Here is a 21,428-nt window from a genome sequence, read left to right on the forward strand (position 1 = left end):
CGGCCGCGGACGCCGCCGGCCAACGCCGCGCCGCGCCGCCGGCGGCCGTGGGCGTGGCCGCCGCGCAGCGGCAAAACGTGCCCTTGCAGATCAGCGCGCTGGGCACCGTCAACTCCACCTACACCGTCACCGTGCGCAGCCGCGTGGACGGCCAGCTGGACAAACTGCATTTCGAGGAAGGCCAGCCGGTCAAACAAGGCCAGCTGCTGGCGGAACTGGACCCGCGCCCGTTCCAGGCCGCGCTGGCCCAGGCCGAAGGCCAGTTGCTGCGCGACCAGGCCTTGCTGCAAAACGCCCAGCTGGACCTGAACCGCTACCGCCAGCTGCTGGAGCAGAACTCCATCGCCAAACAACAGGTGGACACCCAGGCGGCGCTGGTGCGCCAGTATCAGGGCACGGTCAAGCTGGACCAGGGCGCGGTGGACAACGCCCGGCTGCAGCTCAGCTACAGCCGCGTCACCGCCCCGGTGTCCGGCCGCGCCGGCCTGCGTCAGGTGGACCCGGGCAACATCGTCCACGCCAGCGACGCCAACGGCCTGGTGGTGATCACCCAGACCCAGCCCATCAACGTGCTGTTCTCCATACCGGAAGTCAGCCTGGGGCCGGTATTGCGGGCCAGCCGCGCCAAACCCGGCCTCGCGGTGGAAGCCTGGGACCGCGACAACCGCAACAAGCTGGCCGACGGCGCGCTGCTGGCCATAGACAACCAGCTCAACACCAGCACCGGCACCGTCAACCTCAAAGCCCGCTTCGCCAACGCCGACGAGGCCCTGTTCCCCAATCAATTCGTCAATGTGCGCCTGAGCCTGGGCGAGCAGGAAAACGCCGTCACCGTACCGGCCGCCGCGGTGCAGCTGGGCAAGGCGGGCAGCTACGTCTACACCGTCAACGCCGACAGCAGCGTCAGCCTGAACAAGATCAGCGCCGGCGCGCGCGTCGGCGACATCGTCATCGTCGAGCAAGGCCTGCAGCCCGGCCAGCGCGTGGTGGTGGACGGCCTCGACAAACTGCGCGACGGCGCCAAGGTCACCGTGGTGGACCGCGCCGCGCAAAACCGCCAGGCCGCCCAGGGCGCGGGCAAAAACGGGCGCCACAAGCGCGACGGCAGCGGCCCGGCCGGCAAACGCCGCGCCTCGGCGGCGCAGTAAGCGCGGAGAGACGGCATGAACCCCTCCCGTTTGTTCATCCAGCGGCCGGTGGCCACCACCTTGCTGATGGTCGCCATCCTGCTGACTGGCCTCGCCGCCTGGCGCATGCTGGCGGTGTCCGCCTTGCCGGAGGTGGACTATCCCACCATCCAGGTGGTCACCCAATACCCGGGCGCCAGCCCGGAGGTGATCACCTCTTCCATCACCGCGCCCTTGGAGCGCCAGTTCGGCCAGATGCCCGGCCTGTCGCAAATGTCGTCCACCAGTTCCGGCGGCGCTTCGGTGATTACCTTGCAGTTCGGCCTGGAACTGGGCCTGGACGTGGCCGAACAAGAAGTGCAGGCGGCGATCAACGCCGCCGGCAATCTGCTGCCCTCCGATCTGCCCAATCCGCCGGTGTACAGCAAGGTCAATCCGGCGGACACCCCCATCATGACCATCGCCGTCACCTCGCCCACGCTGCAGCTGACCAAGCTGGAGGATCTGGTCGACACCCGGCTGGCGCAGAAGCTGTCGCAAGTGCCCGGCGTGGGCCTGGTCAGCATCAGCGGCGGCCAGCGCCCGGCGGTGCGCATCCAGACCAATCCGCGCCAGCTGGCCTCGCTGGGCCTGACGCTGGAAGACGTGCGCACCGCCATCGCCAGCGCCAACGTCAACCAGGCCAAGGGCAGCTTCGACGGCCCGCGCCAGGCCTCCACCATAGACGGCAACGACCAGCTCAAGTCCGCCGACGAATACCGCGGCGTCGTCATCGCCTACCGCAACGGCGCGCCCATCCGCCTGTCCGACGTGGCCCAGGTGGTGGATTCGGCGGAAAACACCCGCCTGGCCGCCTGGGCCGGCGCCACCCCGGCCATCATTCTCAATGTGCAGCGCCAGCCCGGCGCCAACGTGATCCAGGTGGCGGACCGCATCAAGACCCTGCTGCCGCAGCTGCGCGACGCCCTGCCCGGCGCGGTGGACGTCAAGGTGCTGAGCGACCGCACCGTGACCATACGCGCCTCGGTGGCGGACGTGGAGTTCGAGCTGATGCTGGCCATCGCCCTGGTGGTGATGGTCATCTTCCTGTTCCTGCGCAATGTACCGGCCACCGTCATCCCCGCGGTGGCGGTGCCGCTGTCCCTGGTGGGCACCTTCGGCGTGATGTATCTGGCCGGCTTCTCCATCAACAATCTCACCTTGATGGCGCTGACCATCGCCACCGGCTTCGTCGTGGACGACGCCATCGTGATGATAGAAAACATCGCGCGCTACATCGAAGACGGCGAAACGCCGATGGCCGCGGCGCTGAAAGGCTCCAAGCAGATCGGCTTCACCATCATCTCGCTGACCATCTCGCTGATCGCCGTGCTGATTCCGCTCTTGTTCATGGGCGACGTGGTGGGCCGGCTGTTCCGCGAATTCGCCGTCACCCTGGCGGTGTCCATCCTGATCTCGGCTTTCATCTCGCTGACGCTGACGCCGATGATGTGCGCGCGCCTGCTCAAACACGTGCCGGAAGACAAGCAAGGCCGCTTCTACCACGCCAGCGGCCGCTTCTTCGACCGGGTGATCGCCCGCTACGGCCGCATGCTCAGCTGGGTGCTGGAGCGGCAGACGCTGACCCTGCTGGTGGCGCTGGCCACCGTGGCGCTGACCGCCGCGCTCTACCTGGCCATGCCCAAGGGCTTCTTCCCGCTGCAAGACACCGGCGCCATCCAGGGCGTCAGCGAGGCCTCGCAATCCATCTCCTTCAGCGCCATGGCGCGCCGGCAGGAAGCCTTGGCCCAGCGTCTGCTCAAAGACCCGGCGGTGGACAGCCTGTCCTCCTTCATCGGCGTGGACGGCAACAACGCCACGCTCAATAACGGCCGGCTGCTGATCAACCTCAAACCCAAGGCGGAACGCGACGACATCCGCACCGTGCTGGCCCGGCTGCAAAGCCAGGCCGACGCGCTGCCGGGCATGGCGCTCTACCTGCAGCCGGTGCAGGACCTGACCATAGATTCCCGCGTCAGCCGCACCCAATACCAGTTCACCCTGCAAGCCACCAGCGCCGAGGACCTGTCCGCCTGGACGCCCAAACTGGTGGAGACGCTGCGCCGGCTGCCGCAGCTGGCCGACGTGGCCAGCGATTTGCAGGACCAGGGCCTGCAGGCCTACGTCAACATCAACCGCGACACCGCCGCGCGCCTGGGCGTCAGCACCGCCGCCATCGACAACGCGCTCTACGACGCCTTCGGCCAGCGGCTGATCTCCACCATTTTCACCCAGACCAATCAATACCGCGTGGTGCTGGAAGTGGACCCGCAGCACCAGCAAGACCCGCTGTCGCTGAAAAGCCTGTACGTGCCCACCGCCAACGGCGGACCGGTGCCGCTGGACGCGGTGGCCAGCATAGAGGAGCGCCCCGCCGCGCTCGCCGTCAACCACCTGGGGCAATTCCCCACCGCCACCGTGTCCTTCAATCTGGCCCCCGGGGCCTCGCTGGGCGCGGCGGTGGACGCCATCCGCCAGGCCGAGGCCGAGCTGGGCCTGCCGGCCAGCATAGACACCAAGTTCCAAGGCGCGGCGCTGGCCTTCCAGGCTTCGCTGTCCAACACCCTGTGGCTGATCCTGGCCGCCATCGTCACCATGTACATCGTGCTGGGCGTGCTCTACGAAAGCTATATTCATCCCATCACGATTCTCTCCACCCTGCCCTCGGCCGGCATCGGCGCGCTGCTGGCCTTGCTGCTATCCGGCAACGATCTATCGGTCATCGCCATCATCGGCATCATTCTGTTGATCGGCATCGTCAAGAAAAACGCCATCATGATGATAGATTTCGCGCTGGAGGCCGAGCGCGAACGCGGCATGAGTCCGCGCGACGCCATCTACCAGGCCTGCCTGCTGCGCTTCCGCCCCATCCTGATGACCACGCTGGCCGCGCTGCTGGGCGCGCTGCCGCTGATGCTGGGCGGCGGCATGGGTTCCGAGCTGCGCCAGCCGCTGGGCGTGGCCATGGTGGGCGGCCTGCTGCTCAGCCAGGTGCTGACCCTGTTCACCACCCCGGTGATCTACCTGGCCTTTGACCGGCTGGGCAAACGCTTTGGCGCCAAGACGGCGGAGGCGGAAGCATGATTTTTATTCGCCACGGAAGCACACGGAAAAACACGGAATTCCGTGACATTTTCGACAGGATCGCCCTTAGCCAAACAACGCTAACCGCCATCAAGCTCTTGCATGACTGGTTTTTGTCCGTGTCCTTCCGTGTGTTTCCGTGGCCGATGAGGATTTTCTCGTGATCCCCTCCGCCCCCTTCATCCGCCGACCGGTGGCCACCACCTTGCTGACCCTGGCCATCCTGCTGGCCGGCTTGCTGGCCTTCAAGCTGCTGCCGGTGTCGCCGCTGCCGCAAGTGGACTTTCCCACCATCTCCGTCAGCGCGCGCCTGCCCGGCGCCAGCCCGGAGACCATGGCCGCCACCGTGGCCACCCCGCTGGAACGGGCGCTGGGCCGCATCGCCGGCGTCACCGAAATGACCTCGTCCAGCTCCCTGGGCTCCACCCGCGTCACCTTGCAGTTTGAGCTGGACCGCGACATCGACGGCGCCGCGCGCGACGTGCAGGCGGCCATCAACGCCGCCCGCTCCCTGCTGCCCACCGGCATGCCGTCCAACCCCACCTATCGCAAGGTCAATCCCGCCGACGCGCCCATCATGATCATCGCGCTGACCTCGGACAGCCTGAGCCGCGGCCAGATGTACGACGCCGCCGACACCATACTCGGCCAGAAGCTGGCCCAGGTGGACGGCATAGGCGACGTCAACGTGGGCGGCGGCGCGCAGCCGGCGGTGCGGGTGGAGCTGAACCCACGCCAGCTCAACCACTACGGCATCGGCATGGAAACCGTGCGCGGCGCCATCGCCGGCACCAACGCCAACCGGCCCAAAGGCTTTCTGGAAAACGACGAACGACACTGGCAGGTGCAGGCCAACGACCAAGCCACCAAGGCCAGCGACTACCTGCCGCTGATCGTCAGCTACAAAAACGGCGCCGCGGTGCGCATCGCCGACGTGGCCGAGGTCAAGGACTCCGTGGTGGACCTACGCAACGCCGGCCTTCTGGGCCGGCAGCCGGCGGTGATGCTGATGCTGTTCCGCCAGCCCGGCGCCAACATCATCGAAACCATAGACCGGGTCAAGGCGCTGCTGCCGCAGCTGCAAGCCTCCATCCCCGCCGCCATCAACATGCAAGTGGTGATGGACCGCAGCCCCACCATCCGCGCCTCGCTGCAGGAAGTGGAGCGCTCGCTGCTGATCTCGGTGGCCCTGGTCATCCTGGTGGTCTTCCTGTTCCTGCGCAACGGCCGCGCCACCGCCATCCCCGCCATCACCGTGCCCGTGTCCCTGGTGGGCGCCTTCTCCGTGATGTACCTGGCCGGCTTCTCCCTCAACAACCTCAGCCTGATGGCGCTGACCATCGCCACCGGCTTCGTCGTCGACGACACCATCGTGGTGCTGGAAAACATCGCCCGCCACATCGAAGACGGCATGAAACCGATGCAGGCCGCCTTGCGCGGCGCGCGCGAAGTGGGCTTCACCGTGCTGTCCATGAGCGTCTCGCTGATCGCCGTCTTCATTCCCATTCTGCTGATGGGCGGCGTGATCGGCCGGCTGTTCCGCGAATTCGCCGTCACCCTGTCCGTGGCCATCCTGGTGTCGCTGCTGGTCTCGCTGACCACCACGCCCATGCTCTGCGCGCGCTGGCTCAAACCGCGCGAAGAACGGCCTCCCGGCCGGCTGTTTCAATGGAGCGAACGCGTCTTCGACGCCATGCTGGACGGCTATCGCCGCAGCCTGGACTGGGCCTTGCGCCACGGCCCGCTGATGATGCTGATCCTGGCCGCCACCATAGGCCTCAACGTCTACCTCTATCTGGCGGTGCCCAAGGGCTTCTTCCCGCAGCAAGACACCGGCCGGCTCAACGGCATGATACGCGCGGACCAGAACATCTCCTTCCAGGCCATGCAGCAAAAGCTGCAGCGCTTCATCACCGTGGTCAGCCAAGACCCGGCGGTGGACGCCGTGCTCGGCTTCACCGGCGGCGGCCAACGCAATAGCGCCAATATGTTCGTCAGCCTCAAGCCGTTGAGCCAACGCGGAGAAAGCTCGGACCAAGTCATTGCCCGGCTGCGCAAAACCCTGGCGCGCGAACCCGGCGCCCAGCTCTTTTTGCAGGCGGTGCAGGACATCCGCATCGGCGGCCGCTCCAGCAACGCCCAGTACCAATACACCCTGCAAGGCGATGATCTGGCCGAACTGCGCGAATGGACGCCCAAGGTGCAGCAAGCGCTGATGAAGCTGCCCATGCTGGCCGACGTCAACACCGACCAGGAAGTCAAAGGCCTGCAAACCACCCTGGTCTTCGACCGCGACGCCATGGCGCGGCTGGGCCTGACCCAGGCCCAGGTGGACGCCGCGCTCAACGACGCCTTCGGCCAGCGCCAGGTATCCACCATCTACAACGCGCTCAACCAATACCGCGTGGTGATGGAAGTGGCGCCGCAATACTGGCAAGGCCCGGACGGCCTGGACAGCATCTTCCTGCAAACGCCGGGCGGCCAGCCCACCCCGCTGTCCGCCGTCGCCCGCTGGGCGCCCGGCAACACCGCGCTGTCGGTCAACCACCAAAGCCAGTTCGCCGCCGCCACCGTCTCCTTCAACCTGCCGCCGGGCGCCGCGCTGTCCGACGCCACCGACGCCATCAACCAGGCGCTGGCCGGCGTCGGCCTGCCCAGCAGCATTCACGGCAGCTTCCAGGGCAGCGCCAAAACTTTCCAGGCCTCGCTGGACAGCCAGCCGCTGCTGATCCTGGCCGCGCTGATCGCCGTCTACATCGTGCTGGGCATGCTGTACGAAAGCGTGGTGCACCCGGTCACCATTCTCTCCACCCTGCCCTCCGCCGGCGTCGGCGCGCTGCTGGCCATCATCGCCACCGGCGGCGAATTCAACGTCATCGCGCTGATAGGCGTGCTGCTGCTGATCGGCATCGTCAAAAAGAACGCCATCATGATGATAGACTTCGCGCTCAACGCCGAGCGCGAACAGCAGATGACGCCGGAACAGGCGATACGCCAGGCCTGCCTGCTGCGCTTCCGCCCCATCATGATGACCACGCTGGCCGCGCTGTTCGGCGCGCTGCCGCTGGCCCTGGGCCGCGGCGACGGCGCCGAGCTGCGCACCCCGCTGGGCATCTCCATCGTCGGCGGCCTGCTGCTCAGCCAGCTGCTGACCCTGTACACCACCCCCGTCGTTTACCTGTATCTGGACCGCTTCCGGCTGTGGTGTCGCCGCTGGCGGCCCGCGCGCGCCGCGCTGAACCGCGGAGCCGAGGAATGAAACCCATGAAAACACAAAGCCTTACGCTGGCCTGCGCGTTCTTGCTGGCCGGCTGCGCGCTGGGCCCGGACTACGCCAAGCCCAAGCTGGACGTGCCGGCCGCATACAAAGAAGACGGCCGCTGGAAAAGCGCTCAACCTCAAGATGCCCTTTCGCGCGGCGACTGGTGGCGCATCTACCAAGATCCGCGGCTAGACCAACTGATGGACACCCTGAACCGGCAAAGCCCAGGCATCGCCCAGGCCGAAGCCCAATACCGCCAGGCCCAGGCCTTGCTGAAACAGGCCGAAGCCGGGCTCTTTCCCAGCCTGGGCCTTAGCGCCGGCCAAAGCCGCGGCGTCAGTTCCCCCGGCCAGGCCACGTCCACCAGCTATAACCTGAGCGCCAACGCCAGCTGGGAGCTGGACCTGTGGGGCGGCCTGCGCCGCTCCGTGGAAGCCGGCGCCGCCAAAGCCCAAGCCAGCGCCGCGCAACTGGCGGCAATACGCCTCAGCGCCCAGGCGCAGCTGGCCACCGCCTATCTGCAAATCAGCGTCGCCGACCTGCAACTGCGGCAACTGCAAGCCAATGAACAAGCGCTGGCGGAAACGCTGAAGCTGACCCGCAATCAATACCAGGCCGGCATCGTCTCCGACGCCAACGTGGCCCAGGCCGAAAGCCAATGGCAAAGCGCCCAGGCGCAGCGGGCGGACAAACAGCTAACCCGCGCCCAGCTGGAACACGCCATCGCCGCCGCGCTGGGGCAGACGCCGGCCAGCTTCAGCCTGCCGGCGGCCGGCGCCGAACCGCGCCTGCCCAGCATCCCCGCCGGCCTGCCCTCGCAACTGCTGGAGCGCCGCCCGGACATCGCCGCCGCCGAACGCGCGGTGGCGCAGGCCAACGCCGAAATCGGCGTCGCCCAGGCCGCCTTCTTCCCCACCCTCACCCTGTCCGCCAGCGGCGGCTATCGCGGCGCCAGCTTCGCCGACTGGGTCAGCCTGCCCAACCGCGTCTGGTCGCTGGGCCCGGCGCTGGCGCTCAGCCTGTTCGACGCCGGCCTGCGCAGCGCCCAGAAAGAGCAAGCCGTCGCCGCCTACGACGCCAGCGTCGCCGGCTACCGCCTGACCGTGCTGTCCGCCTTCCAGAGCGTGGAAGACAATCTGGCCGCGCAAAGACTGCTGGGCGAGGAAGCCGCCTCGCAACAGGCCGCGCTGGACGCCGCCCGGCGCGCGGAAACCATCGCGCTGAACCAGTACCGCGCCGGCACCGTCAGCTATCTCAATGTCTTAAGCGCGCAAAGCGGCCGCATCAACGCGGAAAGCACGCTGTGGAACGTGAAGAACCGGCAATACGCCGGCAGCGTGGCGCTGATCGCCGCGCTGGGCGGCGGCTGGCAGGTGCCGACGCCGGCCCCATAGCGAGCGGCGGCGCCTAGGGCGGGAGATTGCAAGACTCGCGGAGCGCCCCCTCTCACCCCTCATCGCTCAAAGCCGTGGCCGCCTCCTCACGCACATTGTCCAGCATGCCGTGGTAGTCCTCCATCGCCCAACGCACCAGCCGGCACAGCCCGGCAATCGGCACACCGTCCTCGGCATCCAGACTCAGGCACAAGCGCTCCGCCGCCTCCACGGCGGGGATCACCAGGTCCAAAGCCTCCAGCCCCAGCTGGCTCGCGTCCAGCACGCGGCCCAGCAACTGCCGGCGCTCGTCTACCTCGCATAGGGCGTTCATAGCCGCGCCTCCTGTGGCCAGGACAGCGGATCAAGAGAAAAACGGGGAGAAAAAAGGAAGGATCGCATCGCGGCCTCCAAGTCGTTTCCTGAGAGAAGGCCCGCTCGAGCGGCAGGTTTGAGCAGGCTCGTGACAAGGGTAGAAGACCGGTTCACTCGACCAAAGACCGGTAGCCCGTTAAGGCTCCCTGCCACGGCCCGCCCAGGATGGGCATGCATGGCAGCAGACGTAGAAGTGCCAAAGCGGACACCTCCTGTCTGCGATCAAGTGACTCTGGGCTTCTACTCCCGGCGCGGCGTGATTGGGTGCAGCGCGAGCCACAGGGTACTGAGCCGGGCAAGCAGCGTCAAGGCGCCGGCGTCGCGGACGGAAAGAAAGCCAAACGGCGTGCATCCCGAGCAGGAGCACGCCGTTTCCACAGCCACCCATCAGACGGATGGGCCATGGCTAACAAAACTCAGTTTTACGACCTAGGCAAGTCGGCGCAACGCAGGATCAGGGGGTTTGTTAGCGGGTCTTATTGAACCAGCCCGCCATCTGCAGCTTCTTGACGTTGACATTGCGCGCCGGGCTGTCCTTGCCCAACACCTGATCGAACTCGCGCATCGCCGCCAGATAATCGCCCTTCAAAGGCTCCGGCACAAAGCGATAGCCGCCCTTGACGTAGTCATGCACGATCTCGCTCATCACGCTGCGGCACACCGCGCCGCGCTCGCCCGTCTTGAACATCAGGCCAAAATCCACCGGCACCACCTTGCCGCCCTCGGTTTTGACGAAATTGGCCGAAGACGGGTCCCCCATCATGAAGCCCAGGCGGAACAACTCGCCCACCGCGCCCTTCACCTCCTCCGTGGTCGGCGTCGAGCCGGCGATAAAGGGCATCGCCAGCGTATCGCCCTGCATCCGCGCCTCCGGCAGGGCCCGCTGGCTGGCCTTGAGATGGCTGTTGCACATCGCCAGCTCATGAGCGACGGCGCCCTTGTCCATCGCCTTGAAGGATTTGACCACCATATCGCCGGCCTGCTGCACTCGGCCGCGAGAGCCGGCGGCGCTGAAACCCTTGCCGGCGCCATCGGCCTCGGCGCGCGGCGCGGACTGAACCGGCCGCTTCTCCGCCACTGGAGCGGTCTCGTCGGCAAAACGCAAACGGCGGGTGCGGCTAGCGGCAGCCGGCTCATCCGCCTGCGGCTGGGCGCGACGGCCATTGGAGACGGTATTCAGGCTGGTGATCAGATCGACCAGGCGGAAACGGCGCGACCCCGACTCCGCCTGCTGCGGGTCCAGCTGGCGCAGAAACTCGCTGGCGCGTCGGGTCTGATCCGGATGCAGCAAATAAGAACGGCCGGTGTACAGCACCAAAGTGCCGTCCTTGCGCATGCCGATGCGCGCCTTGTCGGCGTTCACATCGGCGCAGCTCTCGCGCAAAGCCTGGGCGGAGTGCAGCCCGCGCATGGGGATATGGGTGGAAATCGTGCTCATGAGTGTCCTTTTCTTAGGAGTTTGCCCATCAGGGCTTATAGGCGGAACAAGGGTTTAACAAACGACAAGTTCGTCCACCGCCGACAACAACTCTTCGGCGCAGACAATCACGGCGTCCAGGGCGGACGCCATCGACGGCAAATCGCAGCCCTGGCACGGCAAACGCAACCAGCAGCCCAACCGCTCGTCCTGATCCAGGCTGACCACCGGCTGCCAGGCTTGAATCGCCAGCTGATTGCGGCGCAAGGCCTGCGCCAACACGGCGGGACCGGGCGACGGCAAGGCGTCGCCAAGGTCCGCCTGCATGAACCAGCTATCCTGATCGAGACAGACAAAATGGAGGGAGAAGCGCTGCTCCAACTGCAGACTGAGCACCTCCTGATCCGCGGCCAGTTCCGGCGCGTCAAAACCCAGGTGTTGCAACAGCTCCGCGACGCAGCGATGAAAAGCGATCAGGTCCGGCATGAAAATCCTACAAGCGAAATGGCGAATGCCGCTTTATACCTTCGCCGGTGCGCGGCGCACTTCCAGAATTCGCCCAAGCGCGCCGCCTGCGCCGGCATGACGCAGCCCCTCCTCAGACGGCCCCGCGCCTGATTACGCCCGGCGGCGACACCCCGCCTCACCGCTGCCGCCGGCGCAAAAAGTTACAGACGTTACAGTTTGCGCGATTTACAGCCCAAGCCTTCGCCATCAGGATAGCGCCACACTTTCCCACCAGACAGAAGGACCCAAACCATGTTCAAGCATCTGATTTTATTCGCATCGCTAGCCGCGCCGCTGACCCAGGCCGTCGCCGCGGACCCGCTCGCCGTCGCCGCCGACAAGCTGGCCAAACTGGAGCGCGATTTTGGCGGCAGCATCGGCGTCTACGCCATCGACACCGGTTCCGGCGCCACCGTGGCCAATCGTCCCAACGAACGCTTTCCCATGTGCAGCTCTTTCAAAGGCTTTCTGGCGGCGGGGGTGCTGGCGCAGAGCCAAGCAAAACCGGGCCTGCTGGACAAACGCATCCGCTACAGCAAGACGACTCTGCCTAATTGGTCCCCGATTACCACCAAACATCAGGCAAGCGGCATGACCGTGGCCGAACTCAACGCCGCCTCCGTGCAATACAGCGACAACGGCGCGGCCAATCTGCTGCTCGAGGAAATCAACGGCCCCGCCGCCCTGACCGCCTTCATGCGCTCCATCGGCGACGCCAGCTTCCGCCTGGACCGCCGGGAGCCGGAACTGAACTCCGCCATCCCCGGCGACCCGCGCGACACCTCCACCCCCAAGGCAGTGGCGGAAAGCATGCAAAAACTGGCGCTGGGCAAGGCGCTGCCGGAACCGCAGCGCCAACAGCTGGCGAACTGGCTGAAAGGCAACACCACCGGCAACGCCAGAATCCGCGCCGCAGTGCCGGCCGGCTGGGAAGTGGGCGACAAAACCGGCACCTGCGGCGTCTACGGCACCGCCAACGACTTCGCAGTGATCTGGCCGCCCAAACGCGCGCCCATCGTGCTGGCGGTTTACACCAAGCACGCCAAGAAAGAAACCAAGCACAGCGACGAAGTGATCGCCGCCGCGGCGCGGGCGGCGTTGGAAGCGTTTAACGTGAAGAAGTAAGCTGGATGAGGCGCGGCCGAGGGGCCGCGTTGCTGGTAGCGGGCCATGACGTAGGTTCAAGCCCCGTCGGCGCAGGTTTCGCTGCGAAGCAATGCGAAACCCTTGCCTCCCCGCCACAAGCACGTGATAATCCGGCCGTGCTGTTTATAGCACCGGGATTAGCGTTCCGAAACACTATGGCGGACAGCCGCACATGCGGCATTTTTTGTCCGGACACACTATAGATACGTCTGCTTTCAGGCGGGTCATGGTGGGAGCGTGCTTGCACGCGCCGGTTCCATAGTGCCGGTAACGCTAATCCTGCCATGTTCCCGCCGCCCCGGTTAGCGTCGGACGGTGGGCTTCATCGCTCACTATTGGAGGCTTACCATGCCTAGCACCATGCCTTCCCAGTCCCACTACATCCCAAGCCTGTCAACCTTGCTGTTCCAGCTGAAAAGCTTGCGCCAGCAAAATACCTCGCTCCACCCAATCGACCCGCTGCTGCACCAGCTCGACGAATCCTGCCAGCATTTCGATCACAGCCTCCATCTGCTCAGCCTGGAATTCGGCCAAGTCAGCACCGCCTTGACGACACTAGTAACCATGTTGGAGCAACCCAATCTAGGCACACTGGAGTGCGAGCAGGTGTATTGCTTGCTGGAACCTTTCGCCCATCGTTTGCAACAGACTACGAGGCAGATGCAGGAACTGGCTTGAGCCTTATTAACGCCCAAAGCCCCGCGAGGGGCTTTTGGGGAGGCTTGGGCTTATAAATTACGGCGCGGTCAAAGAGGTGTTGCCAAGGTGCTGCGTGGGCAAGCCTTTTGGCTTGCCCACCCTACTTGCGGGAGTAAGAGCCGAGGTATTGCTTGCTGAAGCCCTTCGCTGGTTGTTTGCAATAGACTACGATGCAGGCACACAATTGGCATAACCCTTCTGGACAATCACAATCCTACAAGGGACCTTGAGCCAAGGCTTACCTCAAGAAGCCCCAGTTGCAATAAACCCTTCCAATTTTTCCTTCCTATCCAGAACACTTCTAATTTTCAGATAAACCCAATCAGAGTTTTTCTGACTATAAACATAGTCAACCACCTCGCCTTGAGGCTCAAAAGCAAAGATAGCGCCAGGCGACAGCAAAAAAGCCATTCTAATCAAACCACCCAAATCAGGATCAATCACATCCCACTCATCTACCCAATTATTTACTTCTTCTTCTATTTTTTCAAGGAAATCGCCTTCAAGAACATAACAGCGCCACGAACCCTCAGAATCAGAAATATGCTTTACAAGCTCCGGCGGAATGGGACGAGGCAACAAATTAATATGATCACTCCATCTATAAGCAACTGGATCAACCCCCATTTCACTTAATCGACGAGCATGAGCAGCCTCAAATCTCTCGCAACCCCAGTCCTTCACTCCATTTACAAGCAAAAAAACAATAGCATCCATTTTCAACCCTCAATGACCAAAGAATGGGGCGATATTCCCTTGTTGCCAATCAACAACAACTCCACTTTTATTCATAAGAGGTTTCAATGGGTGGATATGTACTCTCGGATGATCCAATGGCAAGCCATAATCATACCAATCAACCCGCCCCCAAGGTATACCACTACCATTGATAAATGTTGCAGACTGTCTATAAGTCACACCCGTTCGGCTACTTACAGTAGAGCCAAGAGCAGTATGAGCCCTCCCCTCCGCCTCCACCATTGGGTAAACGACAACTTTTCTGTCATCCATCAACAATGGAAGGACCTCCCCATTACGACTACGTGACACATAAGCTCTGCTCAAATCAAGTGGAGGTGGTGCATTTAAATTTAACTCACCAGGCGAAATATAATCGAAATCAAGTGAACGATAATAACTCTTCAAACGAGAATAATTTGCAACATTATGAGCAGGTCCCATTTGAAAATTTAAAGGCCACCCCTCACCTGCCCCCGTCAATCTCAATCCTCGAGCTGCTAAACCTCCAGCTCCCATCGACAACAACTCGAACCCAGACTGACCAATTCGGTCCGGGCTGTGTAGGTATAAACCGCTGGCAAAATCAGCAGTAGTTCGCATCGGACCAGACATCATGCCCCAAGCGGTGTAGCCCAGCGTCGTCCCCCACCCCTTCTGATCCACCGATTGGAAGAACTGGCTTTGGGCATCCAGGCTTGCATTACCTTCAATACCCAACAAGCTGGCCATACCAGATTGGCTTCGGTTCAGCACATCCCCAAAGAAAGCATCACCTTCGCGCAGCAGACCCATGCCTGCCCGACCAACCGCTCTTATTGTCTGACCTACCGGGTTGAAGGCAAAGAAACCTTCTGCTTCGGTCATTTCCCGCATTTGTGCAGGCACTTCAACTCTGGACGGATCATAATCGTCCACCGCCAACGGCTGCAATGGCTGACTCACCTGTCGCAAGGCCGTACCATCCACCGAGTAGCCCGGCCCGGCATCACTCAAGATCTCCTGCCCGCGCGACCACTTACCCCCATCCGCCACCATCACTCCGCGCGTGTCGTAACGGGTCTGCTTGGCTTCGGCAAGCTGTTCGGCCATCGCGTCAGCCAAGCGTTGTTGCTGCTGTTGCCGCTGCTGATCCCTACTCTAAATGCTGCCCACCACCTGGTCTCCCAGCGCGCTGCCGAAGGATTCCGCCGCAATCGCGCTCCAGTTCGGACGCTGGCCGGTCAGTTGCGATTGGATTCCGCCCGACACCAGGCCGCGCAACGTGCCATAACCAACGCCGGCCACCGGATCCGAACTGTTCCAACCCAGGCTGTCGCCCATCCAGCCGCTGGCCCCGGCCGCCGCGCCGCTGGCCGCCACCGAGGTCCAGTTGAAGGACTTTTGCAGCCCGGTGGCCAAGCCCACGCCCTGGGTCATCGCGTTGACCGCCATCGTCCGCGTCACCGTCTCGCCCAGCCCCTTGCCGGCAAAGGCCGACAAAGAGGAGGTGTTGGACGCGCCCGCCAGGCCGGCGGTCGCCGCCGCCGAGAACGCCGACAACCCCACCTGACCCCAGGAGAAGCGGTCCTGCATCCCCATCGCCACGCCCTGGCTAGCCATTGAACCCAGCGGCGCCGCCTCATACGCGGCGCGATGCCCGACGGCTAAGTGCACAAATGGAGGGACTTATAGCCGGGTGTCACACCCTGCGAGTGCACCGTACGGCCGTGGAGCCTTTCGCCCATAGCTTGCAGCAAACTACGATGCAGATGCAGGAACTAGCTTGAGCCTCATGAACGACCAAAGTCCCTAGTGGGACTTTGGCAGGGGCTTGGGCTTATAAGTTACGGCGCGCCAAAATTAGTGATGTCAAGGTAGCGCATGGGCAAGTCTTTTGGCTTGCCCACGCTACTTGCTGGCTATTTATGAAAAAACACCCTTTTGTAATCCGAAATTGCCTTCGCAACGTGCTGAGAAAAAGAATCGGAAATTATTACAGCAGTTCCACCTCCATCATCAATCTTATACACTGGAGGATCTTGATTGCCTGAACACAAAAAGAAACAATACTGACACCCTTGATAAGCCGAGAAAACAAATGCATTTTCAGGAATGCAAAAATCCATCCCCTCCTCTGCAAGCATTTCACTTAACTCTTCTTTCAAGCTCTTTATTGTGGGGTAAAAAAAATCAGCCCCCCTCTCAAACAACCCTGCCCCCTTACCACACTCTTGTAAAAAACCACGATAAATCATTGGCAACTTAACACCCTGAGCGCTTTCAACTTCTAGCACCTCCATGTCAGAGAGGCCAACTATCTCGCGCCCCTTGCTCAACCCAGCCGCAATAATTTTCTCAACAAAACTCATAATTAATTTTCTTTACAAAAAACCACAAAACGACAAAACTGTGTAATTAGATACTGCGTAGGCAAGCTAGAGGACCTACCTACGCTACTGACTATGAATCAGCTTCTGCGCCTCTCTCAATATCACTTCTGCTTCAAACACTGGGCCATCTGAAGTTGACTAAAATTTCTTTCATTAATGCAAGTGAGCTACGCCCCTCCAGACATTAAGACCACACAACGGCAAACCATAACCAACCATCCTCCACCTGATGATTAAGCACAAGCCACTCTATTTTTTAACCATCACTCATCAGTAAAGCCCCAAACCCCGCAACAACCTCCCCCAGTTTTTAATTTCGACATTCATACGTTAATTCCCACTACGAGTAATGGGCAATCAAATAATTTACCCATGAATTGTGTAAAGAAAGTTATCCCACAACGCAGTCGCTCATCCAAATTGTTTGCCATAAAGGCCACTAGCAGAAGTAGAGAATCATCAACTGTTAGGGCGAACAAGCCTCTGGACTCATCCATTAAACTTGCTAAAAGACTCATCCTTGCAGAGACAAACTTGCTCATCAGAATAGTTGAGTTCATCTTCTATTAGTCTAAACATAGCAACGTTCCTTCGCTGTAAGATGTCATACCGTTCTTCAAATATGAGCAGCTTTGGTAGCGTGGCGCAGTTGCACGGCTTGGAACACCAAACCCTCCCAAAGATGGCTTGGCCCGAGCTAACTATACGATTAGGTTAACTTCTGAGTGTTGATTGAGAAACTGCTCCTGATCCTCGTCAGCAATGAGAACCTGTGCCCCTGTAGGAACCCTTGTCCTGGAAATGCGAATACCATTCATGCACGACGGGCACCAAACCAACTTCCAGCCAAATTCGCTATCAGCAAATCCAAAGTACTGATATGCAAGACCAGTAGAATTACAAACCGGACATGAACACTGCTCATATTCGGCATCACCAATAGGTAAGTGCTTCACCCAGTCGATGTAAGTGATGTTCTTGCTCATTATTCACCCCCCAAAGCCGTCCTGTTTTGTTTTTCTGATAGTACTGCCAAAAGCTGTCCTCAATACCATGAGCGGCATTTTCATTGAATCGGAGTTCTTGATTCATGCGCAGATGATCGCCAGCAAATCTATTCGGATGACCATAGGGATCAATTTGCATTGTGTGAGTCCGTTCATGGCCAAGAGTTTTCACAAGTTGTTCGGTATTTGTGAATGCATCTGGGTAAAGATCAATCGATCCATTCGAATGCGTATATCCGTACAAATCTTTACCGATAAGCTCTGGATCACGAACAATGCGAACTTTGACCCCTTGCATACCACCCCCTCCTTCCAGTGCCGCTTGCTCCACATACCGCATCTGCATAGGCACTTTCAGACCGGCGAATTCCCCGGTATTTTCGGCTTTTCTGAACAGATCAGTTGGCGTCGCGTTTGGAACCTCAAGCCTCTTGGGAACCCCATACATCTCCAGGCCTGATATCGCCCCTTCACCCGCAACACGACCTCCCCAGCCCAATTTCCCCACACTACCAAACGCACCACGCACCGCAGAAGAGCCCGGCCCTAATAACATCGAAGCCGCAGCCGGGAAGGTTGTTCCTACCGTCCCCCCCCCCACACAGCCCATTGAGAGTTACCTGTCAAGCTCCCTAGCCAGTATCCCCCATCTCCGGCTTGTTGCTCCAGCCACCGGAAACCCGCCCCTACCGTATTGTTCAAACCTTCCAGCATCGTTTGAGAGGTTCCCAGCCGGGGTTGATACGTCAGAGCCGCAGCAATGTTTCGCCCGGCTTCAACATCCCCTCCGGTAAACATCATCCCATGTCCTGAAGCTGGGGCAGCTACCAGACCAGTGGCCATGGTCACGCCAACTTCTTGCACCCCCAGCATCCATTCAACCCCAGACTTCGCCCACTCCAGGCCACGGTTCACCGCATTCAACATGCGTTGCCAAGCACCTGGACGAGGAGCCGTCACAGTGACGGGCTCAAGCGCGATGGTGTTCTCCCAATTAAAATCCTCTGCCCCGCCCGCCTTGCCCGCCGTGGCCCGCTGCGGCACGTCCATCTCCTCTCGCCCGCTGAAGCGCGCTTGCTCCTTGACGGAGGCAGGGCTTAACACCAAGACATTGCCATCACGTCCCCAGACCTGGGCCAGCGCTTGTTGGCTGTCTTGCCGCTGCTGATCCCGTTTCTGAATACCGCTCGCCACCTGGTCCCCCAGCGCGCTGCCAAACGATTCCGCTGCGATCGCGCTCCAGTTCGGACGCTGGCCGGTCAGCTGCGACTGGATACCACCCGACACTAGGCCGCGCAGCGTGCCGTAGCCCACACTGGCTACCGGATTCTCGCTGCTCCACCCCAAGCCCTCCGCCATCCAGCCGCTGGCCCCGGCCGCCGCGCCACTGGCCGCCACCGCGGTCCAGCTGAAGCGCTTCTGCAAGCCGGTAGCCACCGCCACCCCCTGGGTCAAGGCGTTACCCGCCGCCGCCCGCAGCGCGATCGGCGCGTTTTTCAGCGAGTCGCCCAACATCCCAGCGCCCACGCCGGCGCTCACTCCCGCGCCAAGGGCGCTCAAGCCCACCTGGCTCCACGAGAACTGATCCTGCATCCCCATCGCCATCGCCACGCCCTGGCTGGCCATTGAAGCCACCGCGCCCGCTGCCGCATAGCCGGCAAAAGTGGCCGCGGCGCTCGCTGTCGCGGCCACACCCGCCGCCGCCGGCGCAGCGCCTAGCAGGGGAATCAACGCCTGGCTGAAAATCGGACCCAGCGTCACCACCGCCACCACGGCGACAATAACAACGAAGATAGCGCCAAAACCGCCGCAGCCCCCTCCGCCCCCGCCTTGTTGCGGCGGCGGCGGCGGATCCGGCAGCGTCGGGGTCACATCCCCTATCGCCTCGCCTGGGCTATACACCCGGTAAGTGCCGCTGTTGTTGTGCACATTCGTCACTTTGTTCGGCACTTTCAGCACTTGGCCGGCCGTCAGCGGCTCGCTGCCGCTCAGGCTGTTGGCGTCCGCCAGCAGATACCACATCGCCTGGTCGCCCCACAGCGACGCCGCCAGGCTTTGCAAGGTGTCCCCCGCCTTCACCGTGACGAAGCCCGGCGTCTGGCCCGGGTAGCTCGGACCGATCGGTTCGTAGTTCTGGTCGAAGTCGGCGCTGTTCACCGGCTGGCCTTCGCGGTACTGGTCTTTGCGGTTGCCGATCTGGCTTTGCGCCAAGGCCTGGGCGTAGTCGACGCGGCTGGCGCCGTCGTTGCCCACCGCGCCGATCTGCTTGCCGTCCAGGTAGTAGTAGTCCTGCCGTTTGTAGGTGCTGCCGCTGGCGATTTCCTCGCGCTTGAGCACCAGGCCCTGGGCGTTGTTGAGGTAGCGGAGGCTGCGCTGGCCCCGTTCATCACGCGCTTCGGTCAGGTGGCCGTTGACGTTCGTTGTAGCTGAGATGGGAGTAGCCGCTCTGCATTTGCGGCGCGACGCCCGGCAGCTAAGCTCACAAATGGAAGGACTTATAGCCGGGTGTCACACCCTGCGAGTGCACCGTACTGCCGTGTAGCGGACACCGATTCAGGCCATGAAAGATTGGCAAAAGCAGCGTCCCGATTTATTAAAAAAGCGTGTAAGCAATCGTCCGGGACTGGACACTTACCTACCCTTGCTTGCTTCCATTTCATCAGTGCTGAAGCAAATGCTTAAGGTATTTATCTAAACTGTCATCCGAAATCCCTTGCCCATTGCCATCAATATCCCATTTCCAAACATAAGAAATATCATCCAATGAAAAATCATCAAAAATATCATACAACATCACTCCAGCATCATTCCTAGACACCTTATATTTACTCACAAGATCACGCAGTAACTTACTCATTGACGAGTAGTCTCGAATTTCACCTCTCCAAAAGGTGACATCTTCTGGAGACAACCCAAAACAATCAGCAGCCATAAATCAATTCCCTTCATAAATTTATTTTCCAAACAACACTTTAACATCAACACCAAAATCTTTTAAATCTACAACTTTCCCATACCCAAACGCTCTTGCCTGTTGCCCTGTCCAAGTTTCCAATGCTGCTTGGCTTGGAGATTTAGGGGAATGCCCCGAGGTAAGTTTTCTATATGTTTCGTAATTCACGCTACCATCTCCATCAAGCCAAGTTCCGCGTATTTTTTGCACTTGAACACCATCTTGCTTAAGACGACTCATTAAACCATAAAGCATATCCTTCCCTCCTCCCAGCACAGCCGCATTGCCACCTGCTCTAATATCAAAACCAAGCGTTCCATTAGAATCAATAATTGCATCAAGGTAATGGATATCGCCATAGCCACGATATAGATACCTTAAGTCTCTCCCTCTCATTTTCTGCTGAACAAAGCTATCTACCAAATCAACCCGTGGAATGTAACCCGCACCTCCCCCCTCCGGCACCGCATACATCCTCAGCCCCGGTGTACTCTGCTCCGCCAAGCGATCCAGTCTCGGCCCAAACGCTTCCACAGCATCCCTTGCCAGCAAACGCGTGCCCATACCTGCTTCAACGCTCAGACTGGACCCTCGTAGCAAACGTGACCCTGGCGCCCAAGACAACAAGGCATTGCCGGCCAATGTGCCTGCCTGCTCCGCACTCAGTTCCCCAGGATTCTTCGCATAATACATCAGCTCGCCCGCCGTCTTGCCTAGCGCATCCGGCAAACCACGGACCAACGCAGCATTACGCGCGGCAGCGCCGCGGTCATCGATCAGGCCTCCGCTGAGCAGACTCGCCGCCAAATAGCCTTGGTCGCTGATCAATTGGGCCATTCCCAGGCTGCCATCGATCACTGTGTCCAACATGCGGCCTGCAAAGCGTTGCAGAGTGCCCGGACGGGAGGCTGTCACCGTGACCGGCTCAAGCTCTATGGTGTCCTCCCAATTAAATCCCTCAGTCGAGCTCGCCTTGGTCGCTGTTGCCCGTTGCGCGGCCCCTTCCACAAAGAAGCCAGGACCGGCGTCACCAATCACCCTCACCCCACGCCTATCGTAGCGGGTCTGCTTGGTCTCCTCCATCGCTTGAGCCATACGCTCTTGCTCTAGCTTAGACTTGGACTGCTCCTTATCCCGGGTTTGGATACCATTCACCACCTGATCGCCCAGCGCGCTGCCAAACGATTCCGCTGCGATCGCGCTCCAGTTAGGACGTTGGCCGGTCAGCTGCGACTGGATACCACCCGACACCAGGCCGCGCAGCGTGCCGTAGCCCACACTGGCTACCGGATTCTCGCTGCTCCACCCCAAGCCCTCCGCCATCCAGCC

General features: G+C 61.3%; 17 protein-coding genes. 6 read left to right on the forward strand and 11 right to left on the reverse strand.

Features of this window, described 5'->3' with window-relative positions; all coding sequences use genetic code 11:
• The 4 genes from NK214_RS22830 to NK214_RS22845 form a co-directional block, all read left to right on the forward strand.
• On the forward strand, positions 1–1,148 hold a 1,148-nt coding region (locus NK214_RS22830; protein WP_253315603.1), incomplete at its 5' end, for an MdtA/MuxA family multidrug efflux RND transporter periplasmic adaptor subunit.
• 15 nt (positions 1,149–1,163) lie between these two features.
• Complete coding sequence (locus NK214_RS22835) at positions 1,164–4,250, forward strand: MdtB/MuxB family multidrug efflux RND transporter permease subunit (protein ID WP_235088903.1); 3,087 nt, start codon at positions 1,164–1,166, stop codon at positions 4,248–4,250.
• Between the two features lie 160 nt (positions 4,251–4,410).
• Entirely contained in the window at positions 4,411–7,509 is a 3,099-nt protein-coding gene (locus NK214_RS22840) for a multidrug efflux RND transporter permease subunit (protein ID WP_253315604.1), read from the forward strand.
• Between the two features lie 5 nt (positions 7,510–7,514).
• Complete coding sequence (locus NK214_RS22845) at positions 7,515–8,906, forward strand: efflux transporter outer membrane subunit (protein WP_253315605.1); 1,392 nt, start codon at positions 7,515–7,517, stop codon at positions 8,904–8,906.
• Between the two features lie 52 nt (positions 8,907–8,958).
• Here NK214_RS22845 and NK214_RS22850 read toward each other — a convergent pair whose 3' ends face one another.
• The 3 genes from NK214_RS22850 to NK214_RS22860 form a co-directional block, all read right to left on the reverse strand.
• Complete coding sequence (locus NK214_RS22850; RefSeq protein ID WP_227108020.1) at positions 8,959–9,219, reverse strand: hypothetical protein; 261 nt, start codon at positions 9,217–9,219, stop codon at positions 8,959–8,961.
• A gap of 507 nt (positions 9,220–9,726) precedes the next feature.
• A complete protein-coding gene (locus tag NK214_RS22855; RefSeq protein ID WP_253315606.1) occupies positions 9,727–10,698 on the reverse strand; it encodes a hypothetical protein in 972 nt (323 codons plus the stop codon).
• Between the two features lie 54 nt (positions 10,699–10,752).
• Positions 10,753–11,163, reverse strand: a complete 411-nt coding sequence (locus NK214_RS22860; RefSeq protein ID WP_081544576.1) for a CesT family type III secretion system chaperone — start codon at positions 11,161–11,163, stop codon at positions 10,753–10,755.
• A gap of 273 nt (positions 11,164–11,436) precedes the next feature.
• On the opposite strand from NK214_RS22860, the gene blaCRH reads away from it, so the two are divergent.
• Positions 11,437–12,309: a CRH family carbapenem-hydrolyzing class A beta-lactamase gene (gene blaCRH, locus NK214_RS22865; protein WP_253315607.1), complete on the forward strand. Its 873-nt coding sequence runs from the start codon at positions 11,437–11,439 to the stop codon at positions 12,307–12,309.
• A gap of 381 nt (positions 12,310–12,690) precedes the next feature.
• The gene (locus tag NK214_RS22870) at positions 12,691–13,008 is read left to right on the forward strand and encodes a hypothetical protein (protein ID WP_253315608.1); all 318 of its coding nucleotides are present in this window, start codon (positions 12,691–12,693) and stop codon (positions 13,006–13,008) included.
• Positions 13,009–13,272: 264 nt separating this feature from the next.
• Here the strand turns inward: NK214_RS22870 and NK214_RS22875 are convergent, their stop codons facing one another.
• The 8 genes from NK214_RS22875 to NK214_RS22910 all read right to left on the reverse strand — a co-directional run.
• Positions 13,273–13,746 (reverse strand): hypothetical protein, encoded by a 474-nt coding sequence (locus tag NK214_RS22875; RefSeq protein ID WP_253315609.1) that lies wholly within the window; start codon positions 13,744–13,746, stop codon positions 13,273–13,275.
• Positions 13,747–13,755: 9 nt separating this feature from the next.
• Complete coding sequence (locus NK214_RS22880) at positions 13,756–14,871, reverse strand: hypothetical protein (RefSeq protein WP_253315610.1); 1,116 nt, start codon at positions 14,869–14,871, stop codon at positions 13,756–13,758.
• Between the two features lie 36 nt (positions 14,872–14,907).
• The gene (locus tag NK214_RS22885; RefSeq protein ID WP_253315611.1) at positions 14,908–15,369 is read right to left on the reverse strand and encodes a hypothetical protein; all 462 of its coding nucleotides are present in this window, start codon (positions 15,367–15,369) and stop codon (positions 14,908–14,910) included.
• 299 nt (positions 15,370–15,668) lie between these two features.
• Positions 15,669–16,118 (reverse strand): SMI1/KNR4 family protein, encoded by a 450-nt coding sequence (locus NK214_RS22890; RefSeq protein ID WP_227108009.1) that lies wholly within the window; start codon positions 16,116–16,118, stop codon positions 15,669–15,671.
• 954 nt (positions 16,119–17,072) lie between these two features.
• Positions 17,073–17,756: a hypothetical protein gene (locus NK214_RS22895; RefSeq protein ID WP_253315612.1), complete on the reverse strand. Its 684-nt coding sequence runs from the start codon at positions 17,754–17,756 to the stop codon at positions 17,073–17,075.
• A complete protein-coding gene (locus tag NK214_RS22900) occupies positions 17,729–19,483 on the reverse strand; it encodes a LysM peptidoglycan-binding domain-containing protein (protein WP_253315613.1) in 1,755 nt (584 codons plus the stop codon). Before NK214_RS22900 ends, NK214_RS22895 begins: the two co-directional genes overlap by 28 nt.
• 322 nt (positions 19,484–19,805) lie before the next feature.
• Complete coding sequence (locus NK214_RS22905) at positions 19,806–20,078, reverse strand: hypothetical protein (RefSeq protein WP_253315614.1); 273 nt, start codon at positions 20,076–20,078, stop codon at positions 19,806–19,808.
• Positions 20,079–20,099: 21 nt separating this feature from the next.
• Positions 20,100–21,428 (reverse strand): hypothetical protein (locus tag NK214_RS22910; protein ID WP_253315615.1); only part of this gene is annotated, 1,329 nt, incomplete at its 5' end.

The sequence above is a fragment of the Chromobacterium sp. S0633 genome, from assembly GCF_024158805.1.
In the GTDB taxonomy this organism is placed as follows: domain Bacteria; phylum Pseudomonadota; class Gammaproteobacteria; order Burkholderiales; family Chromobacteriaceae; genus Chromobacterium.

Bases quoted from the DNA above. Each gene is read 5' to 3' on its own strand.
- NK214_RS22835 (WP_235088903.1), top strand. From the start codon at position 1,164: ATGAACCCCTCCCGTTTGTTCATCCAGCGGCCGGTGGCCACCACCTTG.
- NK214_RS22845 (WP_253315605.1), top strand. From the start codon at position 7,515: ATGAAAACACAAAGCCTTACGCTGGCCTGCGCGTTCTTGCTGGCCGGC.
- NK214_RS22850 (WP_227108020.1), bottom strand. From the start codon at position 9,219: ATGAACGCCCTATGCGAGGTAGACGAGCGCCGGCAGTTGCTGGGCCGC.
- NK214_RS22855 (WP_253315606.1), bottom strand. From the start codon at position 10,698: ATGAGCACGATTTCCACCCATATCCCCATGCGCGGGCTGCACTCCGCC.
- NK214_RS22860 (WP_081544576.1), bottom strand. From the start codon at position 11,163: ATGCCGGACCTGATCGCTTTTCATCGCTGCGTCGCGGAGCTGTTGCAA.
- blaCRH (WP_253315607.1), top strand. From the start codon at position 11,437: ATGTTCAAGCATCTGATTTTATTCGCATCGCTAGCCGCGCCGCTGACC.
- NK214_RS22870 (WP_253315608.1), top strand. From the start codon at position 12,691: ATGCCTTCCCAGTCCCACTACATCCCAAGCCTGTCAACCTTGCTGTTC.
- NK214_RS22875 (WP_253315609.1), bottom strand. From the start codon at position 13,746: ATGGATGCTATTGTTTTTTTGCTTGTAAATGGAGTGAAGGACTGGGGT.
- NK214_RS22885 (WP_253315611.1), bottom strand. From the start codon at position 15,369: ATGGCTAGCCAGGGCGTGGCGATGGGGATGCAGGACCGCTTCTCCTGG.
- NK214_RS22890 (WP_227108009.1), bottom strand. From the start codon at position 16,118: ATGAGTTTTGTTGAGAAAATTATTGCGGCTGGGTTGAGCAAGGGGCGC.
- NK214_RS22895 (WP_253315612.1), bottom strand. From the start codon at position 17,756: ATGGGCTGTGTGGGGGGGGGGACGGTAGGAACAACCTTCCCGGCTGCG.
- NK214_RS22905 (WP_253315614.1), bottom strand. From the start codon at position 20,078: ATGGCTGCTGATTGTTTTGGGTTGTCTCCAGAAGATGTCACCTTTTGG.